Below are 18,060 nucleotides of genomic sequence, written 5' to 3' on the forward strand. Positions count from 1 at the left end.
AGCCTCACCGGCGATGTCGGCGACGGGGCATACCGTGGGCGGCATGGAATCGTGGCAGCCCGAGCCGCTCCCCCTGTTCGACGTTCCCGAGTGGACGAGCGCCGTCGGCGTGTTCGACCTCGAGACGACGGGCATCGACGTCGCCCACGACCGCGTCGTGACCGCGCATGTCGGGATGCTCGACGCCTCGGGCCACGTGACCAGTGCGCAGAACTGGCTCGCCGACCCCGCGATCGAGATCCCCGCGGGTGCGACCGCCGTCCACGGCATCACGACCGAGCGAGCACGGACGGAAGGCCGCCCGGCAGCGGACGTGGTGACGGAGGTCGTTGCGGCTCTCCGGTCACTGCTCGACGCCGGGGTGCCGGTGGTCGCGTACAACGCCCCCTACGACTTCTCACTCCTCAAGCACGAGGCCGTCCGTCACGGCGTCGCGCCGATCATCGATCCGTCCCCGGTCATCGACCCGCTCATCGTCGACAAGGCGTACGACCGCTACCGCCGCGGCAAGCGCACGCTCGAGGTCGTCGCCGCCCACTATTGCGTCCGTCTCGACGGGGCTCACGACGCCTCGGCGGATGCCGTGGCCGCGGGCCGTGTCGCGCAGGCGATCGCGGAGCGCTACGCCGACGCGCTGCCCGCGACGGCCACCGAGCTCCACACCCAGCAGGTCTCGTGGGCCCGCGCGCAGGCCGAGAGCCTCACGGAGTACTTCATCCGCATCGGGCGCCTCGACCCCGAAGACCACGTCGACGGGCGCTGGCCGATCCGCTGACGGTCGGTGCGCCGCGCGGTGTCCCGCGGGGACGACGAAGGGCCCCGCCGAAGCGGGGCCCTTCGTGAAGCGGCTTACTTGGAGCCGAAGTTCTTGAAGCGCTGGTTGAACTTCTCGACCCGACCCGCCGAGTCGAGGATGCGCTGCTTGCCCGTGTAGAACGGGTGCGACGCCGACGAGATCTCGACGTCGATGACGGGGTACTCGACACCGTCGAGCTCGATCGTCTTGTCGCTGGTCACCGTCGAGCGGGTGAGGAACGTGTCGCCCGAGCCGAGGTCGCGGAACACGACGGCGCGGTACTCGGGGTGGATGTCAGTCTTCATGGGAGTCCTTTGGAAGTGGTGCCCTGGATTTTGCCAGGACGGACAAAGTCTGGCGGTGCGAGTGCACCAAAGGGAGATTCTACCAGTCGAAGCCCGGGAACGCGGAATCCCGGGGCCGGCGCATTCAGCGCGCCGCGCGAGCGGCGTACCGACCGCCGTCCTGGTCGAGCCGGATCGGCATCCCGAAGGTCTCGGTGAGGGCCTCGGCGGTCAGCGTCTCGGCGATCGGGCCCGCCGCCACGACGCGCCCCTCGTCGATCAGCAGCACGTGGGTGAAGCCGGCGGGGATCTCCTCGACGTGATGGGTGACCATGATCATCGCCGGTGTCGTGGGCGCCTGGGCGTAGCCGCTGAGCAGCTCGACCAGCTCTTCCCGTGCGCCGAGATCCAGGCTCGCCGCGGGCTCGTCCAGCAGCAGCAGCTCGGGGTCGGTCATGACGGCCCGTGCGATCTGAACGCGCTTCTGCTCGCCGTCGCTGAGCGTGCCGAAGGTGCGGTCGGCGAGCTGGTCGAGGTGCCACTCGGCGAGCACGCGCAGCGCGCGGCGCTCGTCGATGTCCTCGTAGTCCTCGTGCCAGCGCCCGAGCACCGAGTACGCCGCGGTCAGCACGACGTTCAGCACGGTCTCGTCGGCCGGGATGCGACGCGCCATCGCCGTCGAGGCGAAGCCGATGCGGGGCCGCAGCTCGAAAACGTCCGAGCGGCCCAGTCGCTCGCCGAGCACGTCGACCGTGCCCGCGGTGGGGTGGATCGTCGTCGCGGCCAGCTGGAGCAGCGTGGTCTTTCCTGCGCCGTTCGGGCCGAGGATCACCCAGCGCTCGTCGTCGGCGACGCGCCAGTCCAGGTGATCGATGATGTCTCGGGCGTTTCGGCGGACGACGACGTCGGAGAATTCGAGCACCTGGGGCATGCGACCAGCCTACCGGCCGCCCGCGGCCAGCTCGGCGTACAGCGCGGCGGTCTGCTCGGCGATCCGCCCCCAGCTGAAGTCCTCGATCGCGCGGCGCCGACCCGCTTCGCCGTACGCGCGAGCGCGCTCGGGGTCCGAGACGACCTCGGTGAGCACCGCCGCGAGATCGGCGACGAAGGCCTCGGGGTCGGTCGGCGTGCCCGTGCCGTCCTGCACCTGGTCGATCGGGACGATGCGCCCGGTCTCGCCGTCGACCACGACCTCGGGGATGCCGCCCGTGCCGGTGCCGACGACGGCCGCGCCGCACGCCATCGCCTCGAGGTTCACGATTCCGAGGGGCTCGTAGACCGAGGGGCAGACGAACGTCGTCGCGGCGGTGAGGATCGCGCACAGCTCATGCCGCGGCAGCAGCCGGTCGATCCACACGACGCCTTCGCGCGTGGCCTGCAGGCCCTTCACGAGCTCCTCGACCTCGGCGAGGATCTGCGGCGTGTCCGGCGCACCGGCGCACAGCACGAGCTGGACGTCGTCGGGAAGGCGCTCTGCCGCCCGCAGAAGATACGGCAGCCCCTTCTGACGCGTGATGCGGCCGACGAACACCACAGAGGGCCGCGTCGGATCGATGCCGAGACCGGCGAGCAGCTCGTCGTCCTCGACGGGGTGCCAGGCCTGCGTGTCGATGCCGTTGTAGATGACGCGGACCTTGGCGGGGTCGAGGGCCGGGTAGCTGCGCAGGATATCGTCGCGCATTCCGTTGCTCACGGCCACGATGGCCGCGGCACCCTCGTACGCCGTCTTCTCGATGTAGCTCGACACGGCGTACCCGCCGCCGAGCTGCTCGGCCTTCCACGGGCGCAGCGGCTCGAGGCTGTGAGCCGTCACGACGTGCGGGATGCCGTGGAGCAGCGAGGACAGGTGACCGGCGAAGTTCGCGTACCACGTGTGGCTATGCACGACATCGGCTCCGGCGACGTCGCCGACGATCTCCAGATCGGTCCCGAGCGTCTGGATCGCGCCGTTCGCTGCGGCGAGCTCGCCGGGCACGCCGTAGTTGGCGGTGTCGTCCTCATCCCGCGGTCCGCCGAAGGCGCGGACCTGCACCTCGATCGACGCCCGCAGAGCCTTCACCAGCTCGGTGACGTGGACTCCGGCGCCGCCGTAGATCTCGGGCGGGTACTCCTTGGTGACGATGTCGACGCGCATGTCTCGAACGCTAGTACAGACCGGACTTCCGCACACCGGTCCGGGCGCTTCGGGAGCACAACCGGACATGTCCCGTGAACACGCGCACACAACCCCGTGCGTTCACCCCTTGCCTGGTCATAGTGTGGGGTCATGCCAGCACTGCCCAAGGTCTTCGGAATCATCCTCGCCGGGGGCGAGGGCAAGCGCCTGATGCCGCTCACGGCGGATCGGGCCAAGCCCGCCGTCCCCTTCGGCGGGCAGTACCGCCTGATCGACTTCGCGATCTCGAACCTCATCAATTCGGGATTGCGTCAGATCGTGGTCCTGACTCAGTACAAGTCCCACAGCCTCGACCGGCACGTCTCGACGAACTGGCGCATGTCGCCTCTTCTGGGCTCGTACGTCGCCTCGGTGCCGGCGCAGCAGCGCCTGGGCAAGCGGTGGTTCACCGGCTCCGCGGACGCGATCCTGCAGTCGATGAACCTCATCAACGACGAGAAGCCCGACATCGTCGTCGTCATCGGCGCCGACCACGTATACCGCATGGACTTCCAGCAGATGCTCGACGCGCACATCGAGTCGGGCGCCCGGGCGACCGTCGCCGGCATCCGCCAGCCGATCTCGATGGCCAACCAGTTCGGGGTCATCGACCTCGACGCCGCCGATCCGGTCAAGATCAACCGATTCCTCGAGAAGCCTCAGGAGGTCGCGGGTCTCCCCGACTCGCCCCACGAGATCCTCGCATCGATGGGCAACTACATCTTCGACACGGATGCGCTGATCGAGGCCGTCGAGTCCGACGGCGAGCTCCCCACGTCGAACCACGACATGGGCGGCGACATCGTGCCCTATTTCGTCGAGCGCGGCGAGGCGGCCGTGTACGACATGAAGCGCAACGACGTTCCCGGGTCGACCGACCGCGACCGCGCGTACTGGCGCGACGTCGGGACGATCGACTCGTTCTTCGACGCGCACCGCGACCTGATCTCGACGCTGCCGGTGTTCAACCTGTACAACATGGACTGGCCGATCCACTCGCAGGCGGTCAACTCGCCGCCGGCGAAGTTCGTGCGCGACTCGGTCGGACGCATCGGCAACGCGATCGACTCGATCGTCTCGCTCGGGTCGGTCCTGTCGGGAACGCACCTCGAGCGCAGCGTCGTCGGACCGTGGACGCTCGCCGGCGGCGGATCGACGATCACCGATTCGGTCCTGTTCGATCGGGTCACGATCGGCGCCGGCGCCCGCATCCACCGTGCGATCCTCGACAAGGACGTCATCCTCGACGACGGGGCGACCGTCGGCGTCGACCGGGAGCGCGATCTGGCGCGCGGCTTCACCGTGACCGACTCCGGCATCACGATCGTCGGCAAGGGCATGCACATCCAGCGCTGACATCCGCCGGCGCGACGGTGCGGATGCCGCGCCGAGCGCCGCTAGCGTGGAGTGCATGCCTTCGACCCCCGCACGCTTCCTCGTCGTGCTCGACGCAGACTCCACACTGATCCGCAACGAGGTCATCGAGCTCATCGCCGACGAGGCCGGGCGCGGTCCCGAGGTCGCCGCCGCGACCGAGGCCGCGATGCGCGGCGAGGTCGACTTCGCCACGAGCCTGCGCTCGCGCGTTTCGGCGCTGGCAGGCGTCCGCGTCGAGCGGTTCGCGCGCGTCCTGGAGCGGATCGAGCCCACGCCCGGAGTCGTCGAGCTCATCGACGGCGTGCACGAGCGCGGCGGACTGGTCGGTGTGGTCTCGGGCGGTTTCCACGAGATCCTCGACGTCGTCGCACCGTCGCTCGGCGTCGACATGTGGCGGGCCAACCGGCTGACCGTCGACGCCGGGGCGCTCACGGGCACCGTGGAGGGCGCGATCGTCGACGCCGAGACCAAGGCCGCATCGCTGCGCGAATGGGCGGCCGCGCACGCCGTGCCGCTGTCTCAGACGCTCGCGATCGGCGACGGCGCGAACGACCTGCTCATGATGGCGACCGCGGGCCTGGGCGTCGCGTTCAACGCCAAGCCCGCGGTGCGCTCGCGGGCCGACCTCGTGGTCGGCCGCGTCGACCTGCGCGAGGTCCTGCCGCTGCTGCCGTGAACCGGGCTCAGTGGCCCATGCCGAGTCCGCCGTCGACGGGGATCACGGCGCCGGAGATGTAGGCGGCGTCGTCGGACGCCAGCCACGTCACGACGCCCGCGACTTCATCGGGCGTGGCGAAGCGCCCGGCCGGGATGTTCTTCTTGTACTCGGCCTGCGTGTCCTCGGGCAGCTCGGCCGTCATGTCGGTCTCGATGAAGCCCGGGGCGACGACGTTGGCGGTGATGCCTCGGCCGCCGAGCTCGCGCGTGAGCGAGCGGGCGAAGCCGACCAGACCCGACTTCGAGGCCGAGTAGTTCACCTGACCCGCCGAGCCGTAGAGGCCCACGACGCTCGAGATCAGGATCACGCGGCCCCACCGCGCGCGCAGCATTCCCTTGCTGGCGCGCTTGACGACGCGGAACGCGCCGCCGAGGTTCGTGGCGACGACGGTGTCGAAGTCCTCCTCGGTCATGCGCATGAGCAGGGTGTCCTTGGTGATGCCGGCGTTGGCGACGACGATCCCGACAGGGCCGAGCTCCTTCTCGACTTCGGCGAAGGCGGCGTCGACGGCGGCCGCGTCGGTGACGTCGGCCCGGACCGTGAGGGTGCCTTCGGGCCCTTCGCCCGAACGCGCGGTGACGGCCACTGTGAAGCCGTCGGCGACGAAGCGCTCTGCGATGGCGCGGCCGATGCCGCGGTTGCCGCCGGTGACGAGGACGACGCGGTCACTGGACATGGTGTTGCTCCCGGGGATGTGTGACGAGGACCGCCCCAGCCTACCGGCGCGGGGGTTTGACACCCGGGCTCGTTCGCTGGGACGCTGAGGGCACAGCGAGAAAGGGTCGTCTCATGAGCGACAACACGTCCGGCGCACCGTCTCCCCAGCCCCCCGACTCCAGCGGCGGCGCGTCGCCCTCGGCCTACCCTCCGCCCTCGGCCTATCCCCCGCCGCCGCCCGCCCAGACCGAGGCGGCGCCGCCCGCCTACGGGGCGCCGCCGGCGTACGGCGCGGCACCCGCGTACGGCTCGGCGCCGACGTACGGCAGCGCCGGCTACGGCACCGCGAACAAGACCAACACGCTCGCGATCGTGTCGCTCATCGCCTCGATCGCGTCGTTCGTGATCGTGCCGTTCATCGGCTCGATCGTGGGCGTCATCACCGGCCACATGGCGCTGTCGCAGATCAAGCGCACCGGCGAGGACGGGCACGGCCTCGCCCTGGCGGGAACGATCATCGGCTGGGTCGGACTCGGACTCAGCGTGCTCGGCTTCATCCTCGTCTTCGCGATCCTCATACCGCTGTTCGCGACCATCCCCTACACCTACAGCTGACCCGATCGAGCGCGACGCATCCCGCTGCGCCGTCGCGGCGTAGGCTTGAGGGATCGTGAAGAGTTCGCACCGGCCGCAGTCGGCCACGTCACTGCCGCGCGCACCGCGCGACGAGGCGTCCGCGCGCTCCCGCAAGTACCTCATCATGATGGCGATCCGCGTCGTCTGCTTCATCCTGATGGTCGTCATCACGCCGTACGGCTGGTACACGTGGGTCTTCGGCCTCGCGGCGGTGTTCCTGCCCTACGTGGCCGTGGTCACCGCGAACGTCGCCTCGGACGTGAGGTCGACCGAGCCGGAGGCTCCCGAGGCCCGCGCGCTGCCGACCGCCCCGACGGCTCCTCCGGCGGACGTCGGCGACCGCGTGATCCGCATCGAGGAGACGCCGCGGTCAGGTCGGGCTCAGGACGTCGACGATCGGGACGCCCCGGCATGATCCCGGATCTCGACGCGCCGGTGTGCTCCCGCGCCGGCTGCCGCGCCGCAGCGACCTGGCGCATCGACTGGCGCAACCCGCGCATCCACACCGCCGACCGCGTGAAGACGTGGGTCGCCTGCGCGGAGCATCGCGACTATCTGCGCGAGTTCCTCGCCGCGCGCGACTTCCCCGTGTCGGTCGGACCGCTCGAGACGGACACTCCGGTGGCGCGATGAGCGGCGGCATGAGCATGCAGAACCTGCCCAAGGCGGGCCGGTGGGCGATCTACATCGCCCTCGCCGTCGTCTTCGCGATCGCGTGCGCGTTCCTCGCCAACTGGCAGTTCGCCCGCAACGAGGAGCGCACCGGCCAGATCGACCTCGTCGAGGCCAACTTCGACGCCGACCCCCTGCCGCTCGCTGAAGCGATCCCCGCCGGCAGCGCCTTCGACCCCGCCGACCAGTGGCAGCCGGTCGTGCTCACGGGGCGCTACCTCGCCGACGAGCAGCTGCTCGCCCGCAACCGTGCGCACAGCGGCACGTCCGCCTTCGAGGTGCTGGTGCCCTTCGCCCTCGACGACGGCCGTGTCTTCCTCGTCGACCGCGGATGGCTTCTGCCCGGGTCGCAGAGCCCGCTGCCCGACGACATCCCCGCGCCGCCCTCCGGCGACGTGACGGTCATCGCCCGTCTCCAGCCGGGCGAGCCGCTCCCCCGCTCGGGACGCTCGGCGCCCGAGGGCCAGGTGCCCACCATCAACCTCCCGCTCGTGGCCGAAGAGCTCGGTGCCGAGGCCGGAGACGCGATGATCGTCGACGCCTACGGCATCCTGCTCAGCGAGGATCCCTCCCCGGCGTCTGCGCCCAACGCGATCGAGGACCCGTCGCAGGACCCGGGCCCGCATCTGTCGTACGCGATCCAGTGGATCCTGTTCGCCATCATGGGCTTCGTGTTCATCGGCTACGTCATCCGCACCGAGATCCAGCACCGCCGCGAGGATGCCGCTGAGGACGCCGAGCGGACCGTCGAGCCGGCACCCGCCCGCGCCGAGGTCCCCGTGGCCAAGCCGCGCCGACGGCGCGACCGCGACGCCGACGACGAGGACGCGCTGCTCGACGCCGCCGGACGGCGCTGAGGCGTCGGTCCGCCGACGAGCGCCGGGGGGCTCAGGCGAGCGTGATGAGGTCGATGTAGTCCCGGCCCCAGATGTCTTCCACGCCGTCGGGCAGGATGAGCACGCGCTCGGGATTGAGGGCCTCGACCGCGCCCTCGTCGTGCGAGACGAGGATGACGGCACCCTCGTAGTGCGCGAGCGCGCCGAGGATCTCCTCGCGCGAGGCGGGGTCGAGGTTGTTCGTGGGCTCGTCCAGCAGCAGCACGTTCGCGCTCGAGACCACCAGCGTGGCCAGGGACAGCCGGGTCTTCTCGCCGCCCGAGAGGACGCCGGCGGGCTTGAGGACGTCATCGCCCGTGAACAGGAACGATCCGAGCACCTTGCGGGCCTCGGTCGCGTTCAGGTTCGGAGCCGCAGACATCATGTTGTCGAGGACCGAGCGGCCGACATCGAGGTTCTCGTGCTCCTGCGCGTAGTAGCCGATCTTCAGGCCGTGGCCGGCATCGACGGTGCCGGTGTCGGCGCGGTCGACGCCGGCGAGGATCCGCAGCAGCGTCGTCTTGCCGGCGCCGTTGAGGCCCAGCACGACGACCTTCGAGCCGCGATCGATAGCGAGGTCGACGTCGGTGAAAATCTCGAGCGAGCCGTACGACTTCGACAGGGCGGATGCCGTGATCGGCGTCTTGCCGCAGGGCGCGGGCTTGGGGAAGCGCAGCTTGGCGACGCGGTCCTCCTGGCGCACGTCCTCGAGACCCGACAGCATCTTCTCGGCACGGGCGACCATCTGATGGGCGGCCGCGGCCTTCGACGCCTTCGCGCCGAAGCGCGCGGCCTGCTGCTGGAGCGCGGTCGCCTTCTTCTCGATGTTGGCGCGCTCCTTCTTGCGGCGCTCCTCATCGGCCACCCGCTGGCGCAGGTAGTTCTTCCAGTTCATGTTGTACACGTCGATGACCTGGCGGTTGGCGTCCAGATAGAACACGCGGTTGACCGTCTCGCCGACCAGCTCCACGTCGTGGCTGATGACGATGAGCCCGCCCTTGTAGCCCTTGAGGAACTCGCGCAGCCACACGACGCTGTCGGCGTCGAGGTGGTTCGTCGGCTCGTCGAGGATCATCGTCTGGGCGTCCGAGAACAGGATGCGCGCCAGCTCGATGCGACGGCGCTGTCCGCCCGACAGGGTCTTCAGCGGCTGGTCGAGGATGCGATCGGGCAGCGAGAGGTTGTGGGCGATCGACGCCGCCTCCGCCTCGGCCGCGTACCCGCCGAGGGATTCGAACCGCTCGGTGAGGTTCGCGTACTTGCGCATCGCCCGGGCGGCGACGTCCGGATCGTCGTCACCCATCGCCAGCGACGCGTCGCGCATGCCGATCGCCAGGCTGCCGAGGCCGCGCGCGTCGAGGATGCGGGTGCGGGCGAGCATCTCGGGGTCTCCCGAGCGGGGGTCCTGGGGAAGGTAGCCGAGCTCGCCGGAGCGGTCCACGCGGCCGTCCGACGGCAGCACATCGCCGGCGAGCACCTTGGTCAGCGTCGTCTTGCCGGCGCCGTTTCGCCCGACGAGGCCGATCTTGTCGCCGTCCGAAACTCGGAAGGAGACATCGGACATGAGGACGCGGGCTCCCACGCGGATCTCGAGGTCGTGCACGGCGAGCACAGCGAATGTCCGTTTCGTTCGGTGAAGGGGTACAAGGGTGGGCCGACGGCCAGCCCCCTAGTATAAGTCGCAATACCCGAGGCGCCGCCGCGCGCCCGACGCCGAAGGAGCCAAGAATGACTCTCGCCGCCCCCACCCCGTCCCGTCGCCGCGTCCTGGCGGACGTCATCGCGCGCCCCTCGTCGCGCGCCCGCGCGTTCGCCGTGGATGCGACCCTCGTCGTCGCCGGTGCCGCCCTCGTCGCCGTCCTGGCCCAGGTGAGCATCCCGCTGTGGCCGGTCCCGATCACGGGCCAGACGCTCGGCGTCATCATCGTCGGCGCGGCCCTCGGCGCCCGCCGCGGTGCGACCTCGCTCGCCGTCTACATGCTGGCCGGCCTCGCGGGCCTGCCCGTCTTCGCCGGCTTCGCGGGTTCGATCGCGGCCGTCGCGACCCCCAGCTTCGGCTTCATCGTCGGATTCGTCTTCTCGGCGTTCGTCGCCGGCTGGTTCGCCGAGCGCGCGTGGGACCGCAAGCCGTGGCTGGCGTTCGTCGGGTTCGCAGCCGCGAGCGCCGTGCCCTTCCTCTTCGGCATCCCGTACATGGCGCTCATCCTCAACGGCGTCATGGGGCTGGAGCTGTCGTTCTGGCAGCTGCTCGAGGCGGGACTGTTCCCGTTCATCGTCGGCGGTCTCATCAAGGCGGCGATCGCCGCCGCCGTCATCCCGGGCGCGTGGGCGCTCGTGCGCCGCGCGGACGCCGCCAAGAAGTGACGTGACGAGCGGACCCGCTCGCGCGGCATCCGCCCGTCATGACGAAAGCCCCGGCCGGCGGCCGGGGCTTTCGCGTCGTCCGCGCGGCTACGGAAGCGCCGCGACGGCGTCCGTCAGCGCGTCCACGTAGGAGTCCACGCCCCACGTGAGCGAAAGCGCGGTCGGTGGCGACACCGCGGCGATCTGCGCGGGCCCCACGACACCGGCGACGGTCCCGGCCTCGACCTGCGGCAGCAGACGCGCCTGGTCGGACGCGAGGAATGCGTCGAGCTGCTCCTGCGTGTCGGCGTAGGCCACGAGGATGTCGCTGGTGATCCGGTCGAGGCTCTCGTAGCCGACGGTCGTGTAGAACGTCGACTCGCCCGTGTCGAGACCGGCGACGCTCGCGTCCGTGGTGAAGCCGAGATCCTCGGTGAACTCCACGCGCGGGTCGGCGGGGAGGTAGAGGTAGAACGTCCCCGCGACGTCCCACACCTGCGCGACGCTCACGTCGGCGAACTCCGGGTGGGCGCCTGCCTGCGCCGAGATCTCGGCATCGATGTCGTCGAGCAGCTGAGCGGCCTCGGCGGACTTCCCGAGCGCCTCGCCGGTGATCGAGATGACGTCGCGCCACGGCGTCGCCCAGGGCTGATCGGGATACGCCACGACGGGGATGCCGAGGCCCGTGAGCTGGTCGTACTCCTCCTGCGTCAGGCCCGAGTACGGGGCGAGGACGAGGTCGGGGTCGACGGCGGCCACCGCCTCGATCGGCACCTCATTGGTCGAGGAGTCCAGGATGACCGGGACGTCGGCGCCCATGTCGTCCAGAGCCTCCTGGATCCAGGGCAGCACGCCGTCCGCGTCGCCGCCGTACGGCTGCGCGGGGATCGCCGCGGGCACCACGCCGAGTGCGAGCACGGCGTCGGCGGCGCTCCAGCCCCACGCGACGACCCGCTCGGGCTCGGCCTCGATGGTGGTCTCGCCGAACGCGTCGGCGATCGTCACCGGGAACGCATCGGAGGACGCCCCGGATGACGCGTCGTCGGCCGGCGTCTCCTCGCCGGCACCGGAGCAGGCGGTCAGAGCGAGGGCTGCGACGGCGACGGTCGTCGCGGCGATGCCGATTCGTGTGCGAACACGGGTCATGGATGTTCCTTTCGGTGCGGTCACTCCCCGTCCGCGGCGGTGCGGGAACCGCCCGGAACGGGGATGACGAGGGGGGTGTGGGTCAGTGGATCGGGGATCACGAGGGCTTCGAGCCCGAAGGCCGACGCGACGACGTCTGCGGTGAGCACGTCGCGCGGGGCGCCGTGCGCGAGGATGCCGCCGTCGGACATGACGATGAGGTTGTCGGCGTAGCGGGCGGCGAGATTGAGGTCGTGCAGGACGACCACGACGGTCGTGCCGCGATCGCGATTGAGCCGGACGAGCAGATCGAGCACGTCCAGCTGGTGGCTGAGGTCGAGGAACGTCGTCGGCTCGTCGAGCAACAGGATCCGGGGATCCTGCGCCAGCGCCATCGCGATCCACGCCCGCTGCCGCTGTCCGCCCGACAGCTCGCCGATCGGGCGGTCGGCGAGCTCGGTCATGCCGGTCGCGGCCAGTGCGTCGTCGACCGCCCGCGAGTCATCCCTCCCCCACCGTCCCAGCAGGCCCCGGTGGGGATAGCGCCCGCGGCCGACGAGCTCGGCGACGGTGAGGCCGTCGGGCGCGGTGGGCTGCTGCGGCAGGATCCCGAGGGTGCGGGCGAGTTCGCGGCGCGGTATGCCGCGCAGATCGATCCCGTCGAGGGTGACCGCGCCGGCCAGCGGCGGGAGCAGCCTCGCGAGGGTCGACAGCAGCGTCGACTTGCCGCTGGCGTTCGCGCCGATGATCGCGGTGATCACCCCGGGCGTGACGTCGACGTCGAGCCCGTCGATGACGCGCCGGTCGGGATACCCCGCGGCGAGCGTGTGCGCACGCAGGCGTGGAGCGCTCACAGGCGTCCTCCTCTCGAGGTGGCCAGCAGCCACAGCAGGTACGGTGCGCCGACGGCCCCCGTGATCACGCCGACGGGGACGGTCAGCCCCGGAAAGGCGTGCTGCGCCACGAGGTCGGCGGCGAGCAGGATCAGGGCGCCGATCGCGCCGCTCGTGGCGATGCCGACGGTGCCGCGCCCGAGCAGGGCGCGCGCGATGGGCGGCGCGCACAGCGCCACGAAGGCGACGGGGCCGATGAAGGCGGTGGACGCGGCGGCCAGGAGCACGGCGGCCGCGACGATGCCGATGCGCGCGAGGACGGGGCGGACGCCGAGACCGGCGGCGAGGTGGTCGCCGAGCTCGAGCACCGTCAGCATCCGGGAGGCCGCGACGATCATCGGCGCCGCGACCAGCAGCACGGCTCCGACGACCAGGACGTCGGACCACCCGGTGGCGCCGATGCTCCCGGTGATCCACACGAGCGCCGACTGCGCCTGCGTGATCTGCGCACGCTTGAGCAGGTAGCCGATGACGGCCGCGCACAGGAATGCGATGCCGACGCCGGCGAGCACGAGCCGATAGCCGCCGTCGGAGAGCCGGCGCGCCGCCACCAGCAGCACCATGGCGACCACGAGACCTCCCGCGAAGGCGGATGCCGCGACCGCCGCGCCCGACAGGCCCAGGATCAGGGTCGCCCAGACGGCCGCCACGCCGGCACCGCCGCTCACGCCCAGCAGATCGGGGCTGGCGAGCGGGTTCCGCAGCAGCGTCTGGAACAGGGCGCCCGCGATCCCCAGCGCCGCGCCGCACAGCACGGCGATCAGCGTGCGCGGCAGACGCACCTGCGTGACGATGTAGACGTCGATGTTCGATCCCGAGCCGAACAGCGCCCGCGCCACCCCGGCGGGCGAGAGGTCGTAGTCGCCGACGAGCATCGACACGACGATCGCGAGCGCCAGGACGGCGCCGATCGACGCCCCCACGCCGGCGGTGCGGCGGCGCGTGTGCGCACGCACCGCGTCGGTCGCGCCACGCGCGGTCGTGGTGGGTCCGGCGGTGCTCACAGCGCCACCGCCTTGCGCCGAAGCACGAGCGCCATGAGCACCGGCGCGCCGATGAAGGCGACGACGAGACCCGCCTCGACCTCGGACGGCTCGGCGATGACGCGGCCGATCACGTCCGCGAACAGCAGCAGCGCACCGCCCAGGGGGGCGCTCGCCGCGAGGATCCATCGATAGTCCGTCCCGACGAGCGCGCGGACGACGTGCGGGACGACGAGCCCGACGAACACCAGCGGACCGGCGATGGCCGTGGCGGAGCCGCACAGCATCACGACCGTCGCGATGCCCAGCACGCGCGTCCGTCCGACGCTGTGCCCGAGGCCCCGCGCCGTGTCGTCGCCGAGGGCGAGCAGATTCAGCCCGACGCCGCTGACGAGGGCCAGCACGATTCCGACGAGGATGACGGGCGCGAGAGCCAGGGCCGTGTCGAGTCCGCGGCCCGTGAGTGATCCCACCGACCAGAATCGGTACGTGTTGAGGGCGGCCTGGTTCGTGGTGAGCACGAACATGGCGACCGACGTCAGCCCCGCGGTGAGGGCGGCGCCGGTCAGCGCGAGCTTCGCGGGGCTCGCGCCGTCGCGTCCGGCGGAGCCGATGGCGGAGACCAGGACGGCCGCCAGCGCGGCGCCGCCGAAGGCGAACCACACGAATCCGGCGGGATGGACGATCCCGAGCGCCGTGATCGCGATGAGCACCGCGACCGACGCGCCGGCGTTGACCCCGAGCAGTCCGGGGTCGGCGAGGGGGTTGCGGGTCAGTCCCTGCATGAGCCCGCCGGCCACGGCGAGGGCGGCGCCCGCGAGCAGGCCGATCACGGTGCGGGGAAGACGCTGCGTGACGACGACGATGTGATCTCCCAGGCCGAGATCGGGGTTCACGAGGGCCTGGATCACCACGCCGGGCGCGACGGGGCGCGCGCCGACCATGAGGCTCGTCAGCACCGCAGCGGCGAGCACGACGACGCCCACGATGAGCACCGCGACGCCGCGGGTGATGCGCGGTGGCGTCGCGGTCAGGGCCGCACTCACCCTTGCCGCTCGGACTGACCGAGCCGCCAGTACCCCATGAACGCGACGCGGCGACGGTCGACGCCGCATCCCTGCACGAGATGCCGGCGAAGCGTCTTGACGGTGCCGGCCTCCCCCGCGATCCACGCGTAGAAGTCGCCCTCGCCGTCGCCGGGGCTGTCCCACAGCAGCTCGCGGTCGACATCGATGTCGGCGAGCTCCTGCCGGCGCGGCGCGGCGGCCTCGGCGAGCAGTTCCGTGTGCCGTGCGCTCCACGCGGTGACGGCGTCCGTGAGGGCGGTGCCGTGCGGGCGCCGGCCGCGCACGGCCCACGTCACCCGCGTCGAGGGCGCGGCCGCGATGTCCAGGCGATCCGCGGCGGTGGGCACCTCGATGAACGCATCCGCGTCCCACGACGCGTCGAGCGACTCGAGGATCGCGCAGATCGCGGGCGCGGCGGTCTCGTCGCCGGCCAGGAGCACGCGGCGGGCCGTGCCCGGGTGCCAGTCGAGGCCGATGCGGCGCATGTCGCTGCGTTCGTCGGGGCCCACGACCACGATCTCCTGGCCCGGACGAGCCTGCTGCGCCCACGACCCCGCGGGGCCCGCGTCGTGGTGCAGGACGATGTCGATGTCGAGTTCGCGCGCGGCGGGGTCGATCCGCCGGATCGTGTAGGTGCGCAGCGGATTGCGGGCCGCGTCGGGCAGGTCGCGCCACCGGTCGTACCAGGAGCCGTCATCGATCACCGCCTGCTCACGCTGGCCGACGTCCGACACCGATCCGTCGGCGTGGGGCACGAGCAGCTTCACGCGCTGGTCCAGCCCTGCCGTCCCGAACACGTCGAAGTCGTCGCCGGTCAGGGTCACGCGGACGAAGTGGGGCGACAGACGACGCGCCCCGGACACGCGGGCGATGTACGGCCGGTATGCCGGCCGCGCCAGCACCGCTGTCGGAGTCGTCATGGCAGTAAGGCTAGCCTTACCTACTGTCGACCTCAAATCCGACGTCGCTTCGCGCGCCGCGGTCCAGCCGCAGCCCGGGCACGAGGGCCGCCACGCCGACCACGGTCGCGAGGGCGAACACCGTCGTGAACGCTGCGACCCCTCCCCCGACGGCCGAGAAGGCCACGCCGAGCAGTGCGGTCACCGTCGCCGCGCCCACGGAATCCGAGATCGACAGCGCCGAGGAGTTGAAGCCCTGGTTCTGGGCCGTCGAATACGACAGCGTGAGCACCGCGAGGCGCGGATACATCAGCCCCATCCCGGCGCCGGCCAGCGCCCACCCGACGACCACCACCGCGGGCGCGAGATGCCACGCGGCCGTGGCCGTCGCGATCGCGGTGGCGATCGCGAGCAGCGAGACGCCCACGACCGCGATCCGCGTGCTGCCCAGGGCGTCCCCCCATCGCCCCTGGACGGCGGAGCCGGTCGCCCACAGCACCGCGGCCGCCGTGAGCCCCGCGCCCGCCCACACCGGCGAGAGCCCGTACTCGGCGATGAGCAGGTACGGCAGGTACACTTCGGCGCCGAAGAGCGATCCCGCGATCATGCCCCGCATGAGCACGACGCTCGGCAGGCCCCGCTCCGCCCGCAGCGTCCCGCGGGGCACGAGCGGACGGATCCCCACCGCGATCACCGCGATGGCGGCGATCACGATGACCGGCATCCACGCCCCCGCCTCGGGTGCGAGACTCAGCGCGAGGGCCGCGACGGCGACCAGCACGGCCCAGCCCAGGCGCGATCCGACGGCGGAGCGCTCGGGGTGCTCGGTCGCCAGCGCCATCGTGCGGATCCGCATCCACACGAGGGCGAAGGCGATGACGGTGAGCACCGCCACGCCCAGGAACACCCACCGCCAGTGCAGGAACTCGGCCACGGCGCCCGCGAGCACGGGGCCGATGAGGGACGGGATCACCCACGCCGCGGCGAAGGCCGCGAAGACGCGGCCGTGCTGCGATGCGGGGTACACACGCGCGATGACGACGTACAGCGCGACGGTCTGCCCGCCCGCCCCGAGCCCCTGCAGCAGGCGACCCACCACGAGCACCGCCATGTCGCCGGCGAGCCCGGCCACCAGCAGGCCCAGCACGAACAGCCCGACGGCCGTCGCCAGCGCGCCCAGCGGGCTCCTGCGGTCGCACCAGGCGCCCGCGGCCACCATGCCGATGACGCTCGCGGCGAAGGTGCCCGAGAACGCCACGGCGTACAGCGCGGTGCCACCGAGGTCTTCCGCGACGACCGGCATGACGGTCGTCACGGCGAGGGACTCGAGCGCCCCGAGGAAGATGAGGGCGACGGCGCCGCCGGTCACCCAGACGTTGCGGGACTGCCAGATGCCCGCGGGCGAGGCGCTCACGTGTGCCGCAGCGCGCCGATGCGCTCGACGGCCTCGCGCAGCACGTCGGGCGAGCAGCCGAAGTTGATGCGCACGTGGCCGCGTCCCTGCTCGCCGAAGTGGGGCCCGAGATGAAGGGCCACGCGGGCCTCGCGGCGGATCCTCACCGCCGGGTTGTCCCCCCACCCGAGCTCCGTGAGGTCGACCCACGCCAGGAACCCCGCGTCGGGGATGCGATAGCGGGCGCCCGGAACGTACTCGGCGAGAAGATCCGCCAGCAGCCTGCGGTTCTCGTCCAGCCGGGCCAGCAGCGAGTCCAGCCACGCATCGCTCTCCTCCGAGAACGCCGCGACACCGGCGATCGCGCCGAACAGCCCGGTGCGCCACTCGACCTCGGCCGGCATCGCGTTCACGACGCGCGTGGTCGCATCGTCGGCGGTCACCATGAGCGCGCACTTGAGCCCGGCCAGGTTGAACGCCTTCGACGCGCTGGTGACGGCATAGCCGATGCGCGCGGCGGCGGACGATGCGGTCAGGAACGGCGTGAACGCGGCACCGGGCTGGACCAGAGGGGCGTGGATCTCGTCGCTGACGACCACGGCGCCGTGCTGTGCGGCCATGTCGGCGAGAGCGGCCAGAGTCTCGCGAGCGTGCGCGGTGCCGGTCGGATTGTGGGGATTGCACAGCAGAACGGCGCGGGCACCGTCGGCCAGCGCAGCCTCGACGCCCGCCAGATCCAGCTCCCACCCGGCGTCCGTCTCGGCGAGCGGCACGCGTTCGACGACGCCGCCGGCTTCGGGGATCGTGTCGTAGAACGGCGGGTACACCGGGGGCGTCACCACGACGCGGTCGCCCGGTTCGATCACCGATCGCAGGATCTCGACGACGCCCATCATCACGTCGCACGTCGTCCGCACGCGCGCGGGGTCCACGGCCCAGCCGAACCGCCGGGATGCGAACGCCGCGAACGCGTCGCGGATGCCCGGGTCGGGAGGCGTGTACCCGGTGTCGCCGAGTCCGACGGCACGCGCGAGCGCGGCCGTGACCCCCGGCGCGAGCGGGAAATCGGTCTCGGCGACGAACAGCGGCAGCACGTCTTCGGGGTACCGCCGCCACTTCGTGCTCGAACGCAGCCGCAGCTGGTCGATGGGCAGGGCCTCGAGGGGCGCGACACTCACGGCACAGTC

Annotated in this window: 20 protein-coding genes; 8 read left to right on the plus strand and 12 right to left on the minus strand. The window is 71.6% G+C overall.

Annotated features, from left to right (window positions below):
• Positions 1 to 43: 43 nt before the first annotated feature.
• Positions 44 to 775, plus strand: a complete 732-nt coding sequence (locus P0L94_05665; GenBank protein WES65553.1) for an exonuclease domain-containing protein — start codon at positions 44 to 46, stop codon at positions 773 to 775.
• Positions 776 to 849: 74 nt separating this feature from the next.
• Here P0L94_05665 and P0L94_05670 read toward each other — a convergent pair whose 3' ends face one another.
• From P0L94_05670 to glgA, 3 genes are all read right to left on the minus strand, one after another.
• Entirely contained in the window at positions 850 to 1,101 is a 252-nt protein-coding gene (locus tag P0L94_05670) for a type B 50S ribosomal protein L31 (GenBank protein ID WES65554.1), read from the minus strand.
• A gap of 124 nt (positions 1,102 to 1,225) precedes the next feature.
• Positions 1,226 to 2,011, minus strand: coding sequence for an ABC transporter ATP-binding protein (locus tag P0L94_05675; protein WES65555.1), 786 nt, complete (start codon positions 2,009 to 2,011; stop codon positions 1,226 to 1,228).
• Positions 2,012 to 2,020: 9 nt separating this feature from the next.
• The gene (glgA, locus tag P0L94_05680) at positions 2,021 to 3,214 is read right to left on the minus strand and encodes a glycogen synthase (GenBank protein WES65556.1); all 1,194 of its coding nucleotides are present in this window, start codon (positions 3,212 to 3,214) and stop codon (positions 2,021 to 2,023) included.
• A 132-nt stretch (positions 3,215 to 3,346) separates the two neighbouring features.
• On the opposite strand from glgA, the gene P0L94_05685 reads away from it, so the two are divergent.
• The gene (locus P0L94_05685) at positions 3,347 to 4,591 is read left to right on the plus strand and encodes a glucose-1-phosphate adenylyltransferase (protein WES65557.1); all 1,245 of its coding nucleotides are present in this window, start codon (positions 3,347 to 3,349) and stop codon (positions 4,589 to 4,591) included.
• A 55-nt stretch (positions 4,592 to 4,646) separates the two neighbouring features.
• Positions 4,647 to 5,288 carry a phosphoserine phosphatase SerB gene (gene serB, locus P0L94_05690; protein ID WES65558.1) on the plus strand — a complete coding sequence of 214 codons (642 nt, stop codon included), beginning with the start codon at positions 4,647 to 4,649 and terminating at the stop codon, positions 5,286 to 5,288.
• Positions 5,289 to 5,295: 7 nt separating this feature from the next.
• Here the strand turns inward: serB and fabG are convergent, their stop codons facing one another.
• Positions 5,296 to 6,006, minus strand: a complete 711-nt coding sequence (gene fabG, locus P0L94_05695; protein ID WES65559.1) for a 3-oxoacyl-ACP reductase FabG — start codon at positions 6,004 to 6,006, stop codon at positions 5,296 to 5,298.
• A 113-nt stretch (positions 6,007 to 6,119) separates the two neighbouring features.
• Here fabG and P0L94_05700 point away from each other — a divergent pair, with 113 nt between their 5' ends.
• Genes P0L94_05700 through P0L94_05715 form a run of 4 tightly spaced genes read left to right on the plus strand, consistent with a single transcriptional unit; the run spans position 6,120 to position 8,152 of the window.
• The gene (locus P0L94_05700) at positions 6,120 to 6,602 is read left to right on the plus strand and encodes a DUF4190 domain-containing protein (protein WES65560.1); all 483 of its coding nucleotides are present in this window, start codon (positions 6,120 to 6,122) and stop codon (positions 6,600 to 6,602) included.
• A 55-nt stretch (positions 6,603 to 6,657) separates the two neighbouring features.
• Positions 6,658 to 7,038 carry a DUF3099 domain-containing protein gene (locus P0L94_05705; protein ID WES65561.1) on the plus strand — a complete coding sequence of 127 codons (381 nt, stop codon included), beginning with the start codon at positions 6,658 to 6,660 and terminating at the stop codon, positions 7,036 to 7,038.
• Complete coding sequence (locus P0L94_05710; GenBank protein WES65562.1) at positions 7,035 to 7,256, plus strand: hypothetical protein; 222 nt, start codon at positions 7,035 to 7,037, stop codon at positions 7,254 to 7,256. The genes P0L94_05705 and P0L94_05710 overlap by 4 nt, the downstream gene beginning before the upstream one ends.
• An 8-nt stretch (positions 7,257 to 7,264) precedes the next feature.
• Entirely contained in the window at positions 7,265 to 8,152 is an 888-nt protein-coding gene (locus P0L94_05715; GenBank protein ID WES65563.1) for an SURF1 family protein, read from the plus strand.
• A 31-nt stretch (positions 8,153 to 8,183) separates the two neighbouring features.
• On the opposite strand, the gene P0L94_05720 is transcribed toward P0L94_05715, so the two are convergent.
• Positions 8,184 to 9,782, minus strand: coding sequence for an ABC-F family ATP-binding cassette domain-containing protein (locus P0L94_05720; protein WES65564.1), 1,599 nt, complete (start codon positions 9,780 to 9,782; stop codon positions 8,184 to 8,186).
• Between the two features lie 116 nt (positions 9,783 to 9,898).
• Between P0L94_05720 and P0L94_05725 the strand changes: the two genes are divergently transcribed.
• Positions 9,899 to 10,534 (plus strand): biotin transporter BioY, encoded by a 636-nt coding sequence (locus P0L94_05725; protein ID WES65565.1) that lies wholly within the window; start codon positions 9,899 to 9,901, stop codon positions 10,532 to 10,534.
• Positions 10,535 to 10,621: 87 nt separating this feature from the next.
• On the opposite strand, the gene P0L94_05730 is transcribed toward P0L94_05725, so the two are convergent.
• From P0L94_05730 to P0L94_05760, 7 genes are read right to left on the minus strand one after another with little or no spacing between them, the layout of a single operon-like run.
• Complete coding sequence (locus P0L94_05730; GenBank protein WES65566.1) at positions 10,622 to 11,659, minus strand: ABC transporter substrate-binding protein; 1,038 nt, start codon at positions 11,657 to 11,659, stop codon at positions 10,622 to 10,624.
• A gap of 20 nt (positions 11,660 to 11,679) precedes the next feature.
• A complete protein-coding gene (locus tag P0L94_05735) occupies positions 11,680 to 12,492 on the minus strand; it encodes an ABC transporter ATP-binding protein (protein WES65567.1) in 813 nt (270 codons plus the stop codon).
• Positions 12,489 to 13,535, minus strand: coding sequence for an iron ABC transporter permease (locus tag P0L94_05740; GenBank protein ID WES65568.1), 1,047 nt, complete (start codon positions 13,533 to 13,535; stop codon positions 12,489 to 12,491). Before P0L94_05740 ends, P0L94_05735 begins: the two co-directional genes overlap by 4 nt.
• Positions 13,532 to 14,560 carry an iron chelate uptake ABC transporter family permease subunit gene (locus P0L94_05745; protein ID WES65569.1) on the minus strand — a complete coding sequence of 343 codons (1,029 nt, stop codon included), beginning with the start codon at positions 14,558 to 14,560 and terminating at the stop codon, positions 13,532 to 13,534. Before P0L94_05745 ends, P0L94_05740 begins: the two co-directional genes overlap by 4 nt.
• Positions 14,557 to 15,501: a siderophore-interacting protein gene (locus tag P0L94_05750; protein ID WES65570.1), complete on the minus strand. Its 945-nt coding sequence runs from the start codon at positions 15,499 to 15,501 to the stop codon at positions 14,557 to 14,559. Before P0L94_05750 ends, P0L94_05745 begins: the two co-directional genes overlap by 4 nt.
• 16 nt (positions 15,502 to 15,517) lie before the next feature.
• Positions 15,518 to 16,894: an MFS transporter gene (locus tag P0L94_05755; protein ID WES65571.1), complete on the minus strand. Its 1,377-nt coding sequence runs from the start codon at positions 16,892 to 16,894 to the stop codon at positions 15,518 to 15,520.
• Positions 16,891 to 18,051 (minus strand): aminotransferase class I/II-fold pyridoxal phosphate-dependent enzyme, encoded by a 1,161-nt coding sequence (locus P0L94_05760; GenBank protein WES65572.1) that lies wholly within the window; start codon positions 18,049 to 18,051, stop codon positions 16,891 to 16,893. Before P0L94_05760 ends, P0L94_05755 begins: the two co-directional genes overlap by 4 nt.
• Positions 18,052 to 18,060 lie beyond the last annotated feature (9 nt).

Source organism: Microbacter sp. GSS18, assembly GCA_029319145.1.
Classification (GTDB): domain Bacteria; phylum Actinomycetota; class Actinomycetes; order Actinomycetales; family Microbacteriaceae; genus Microbacterium.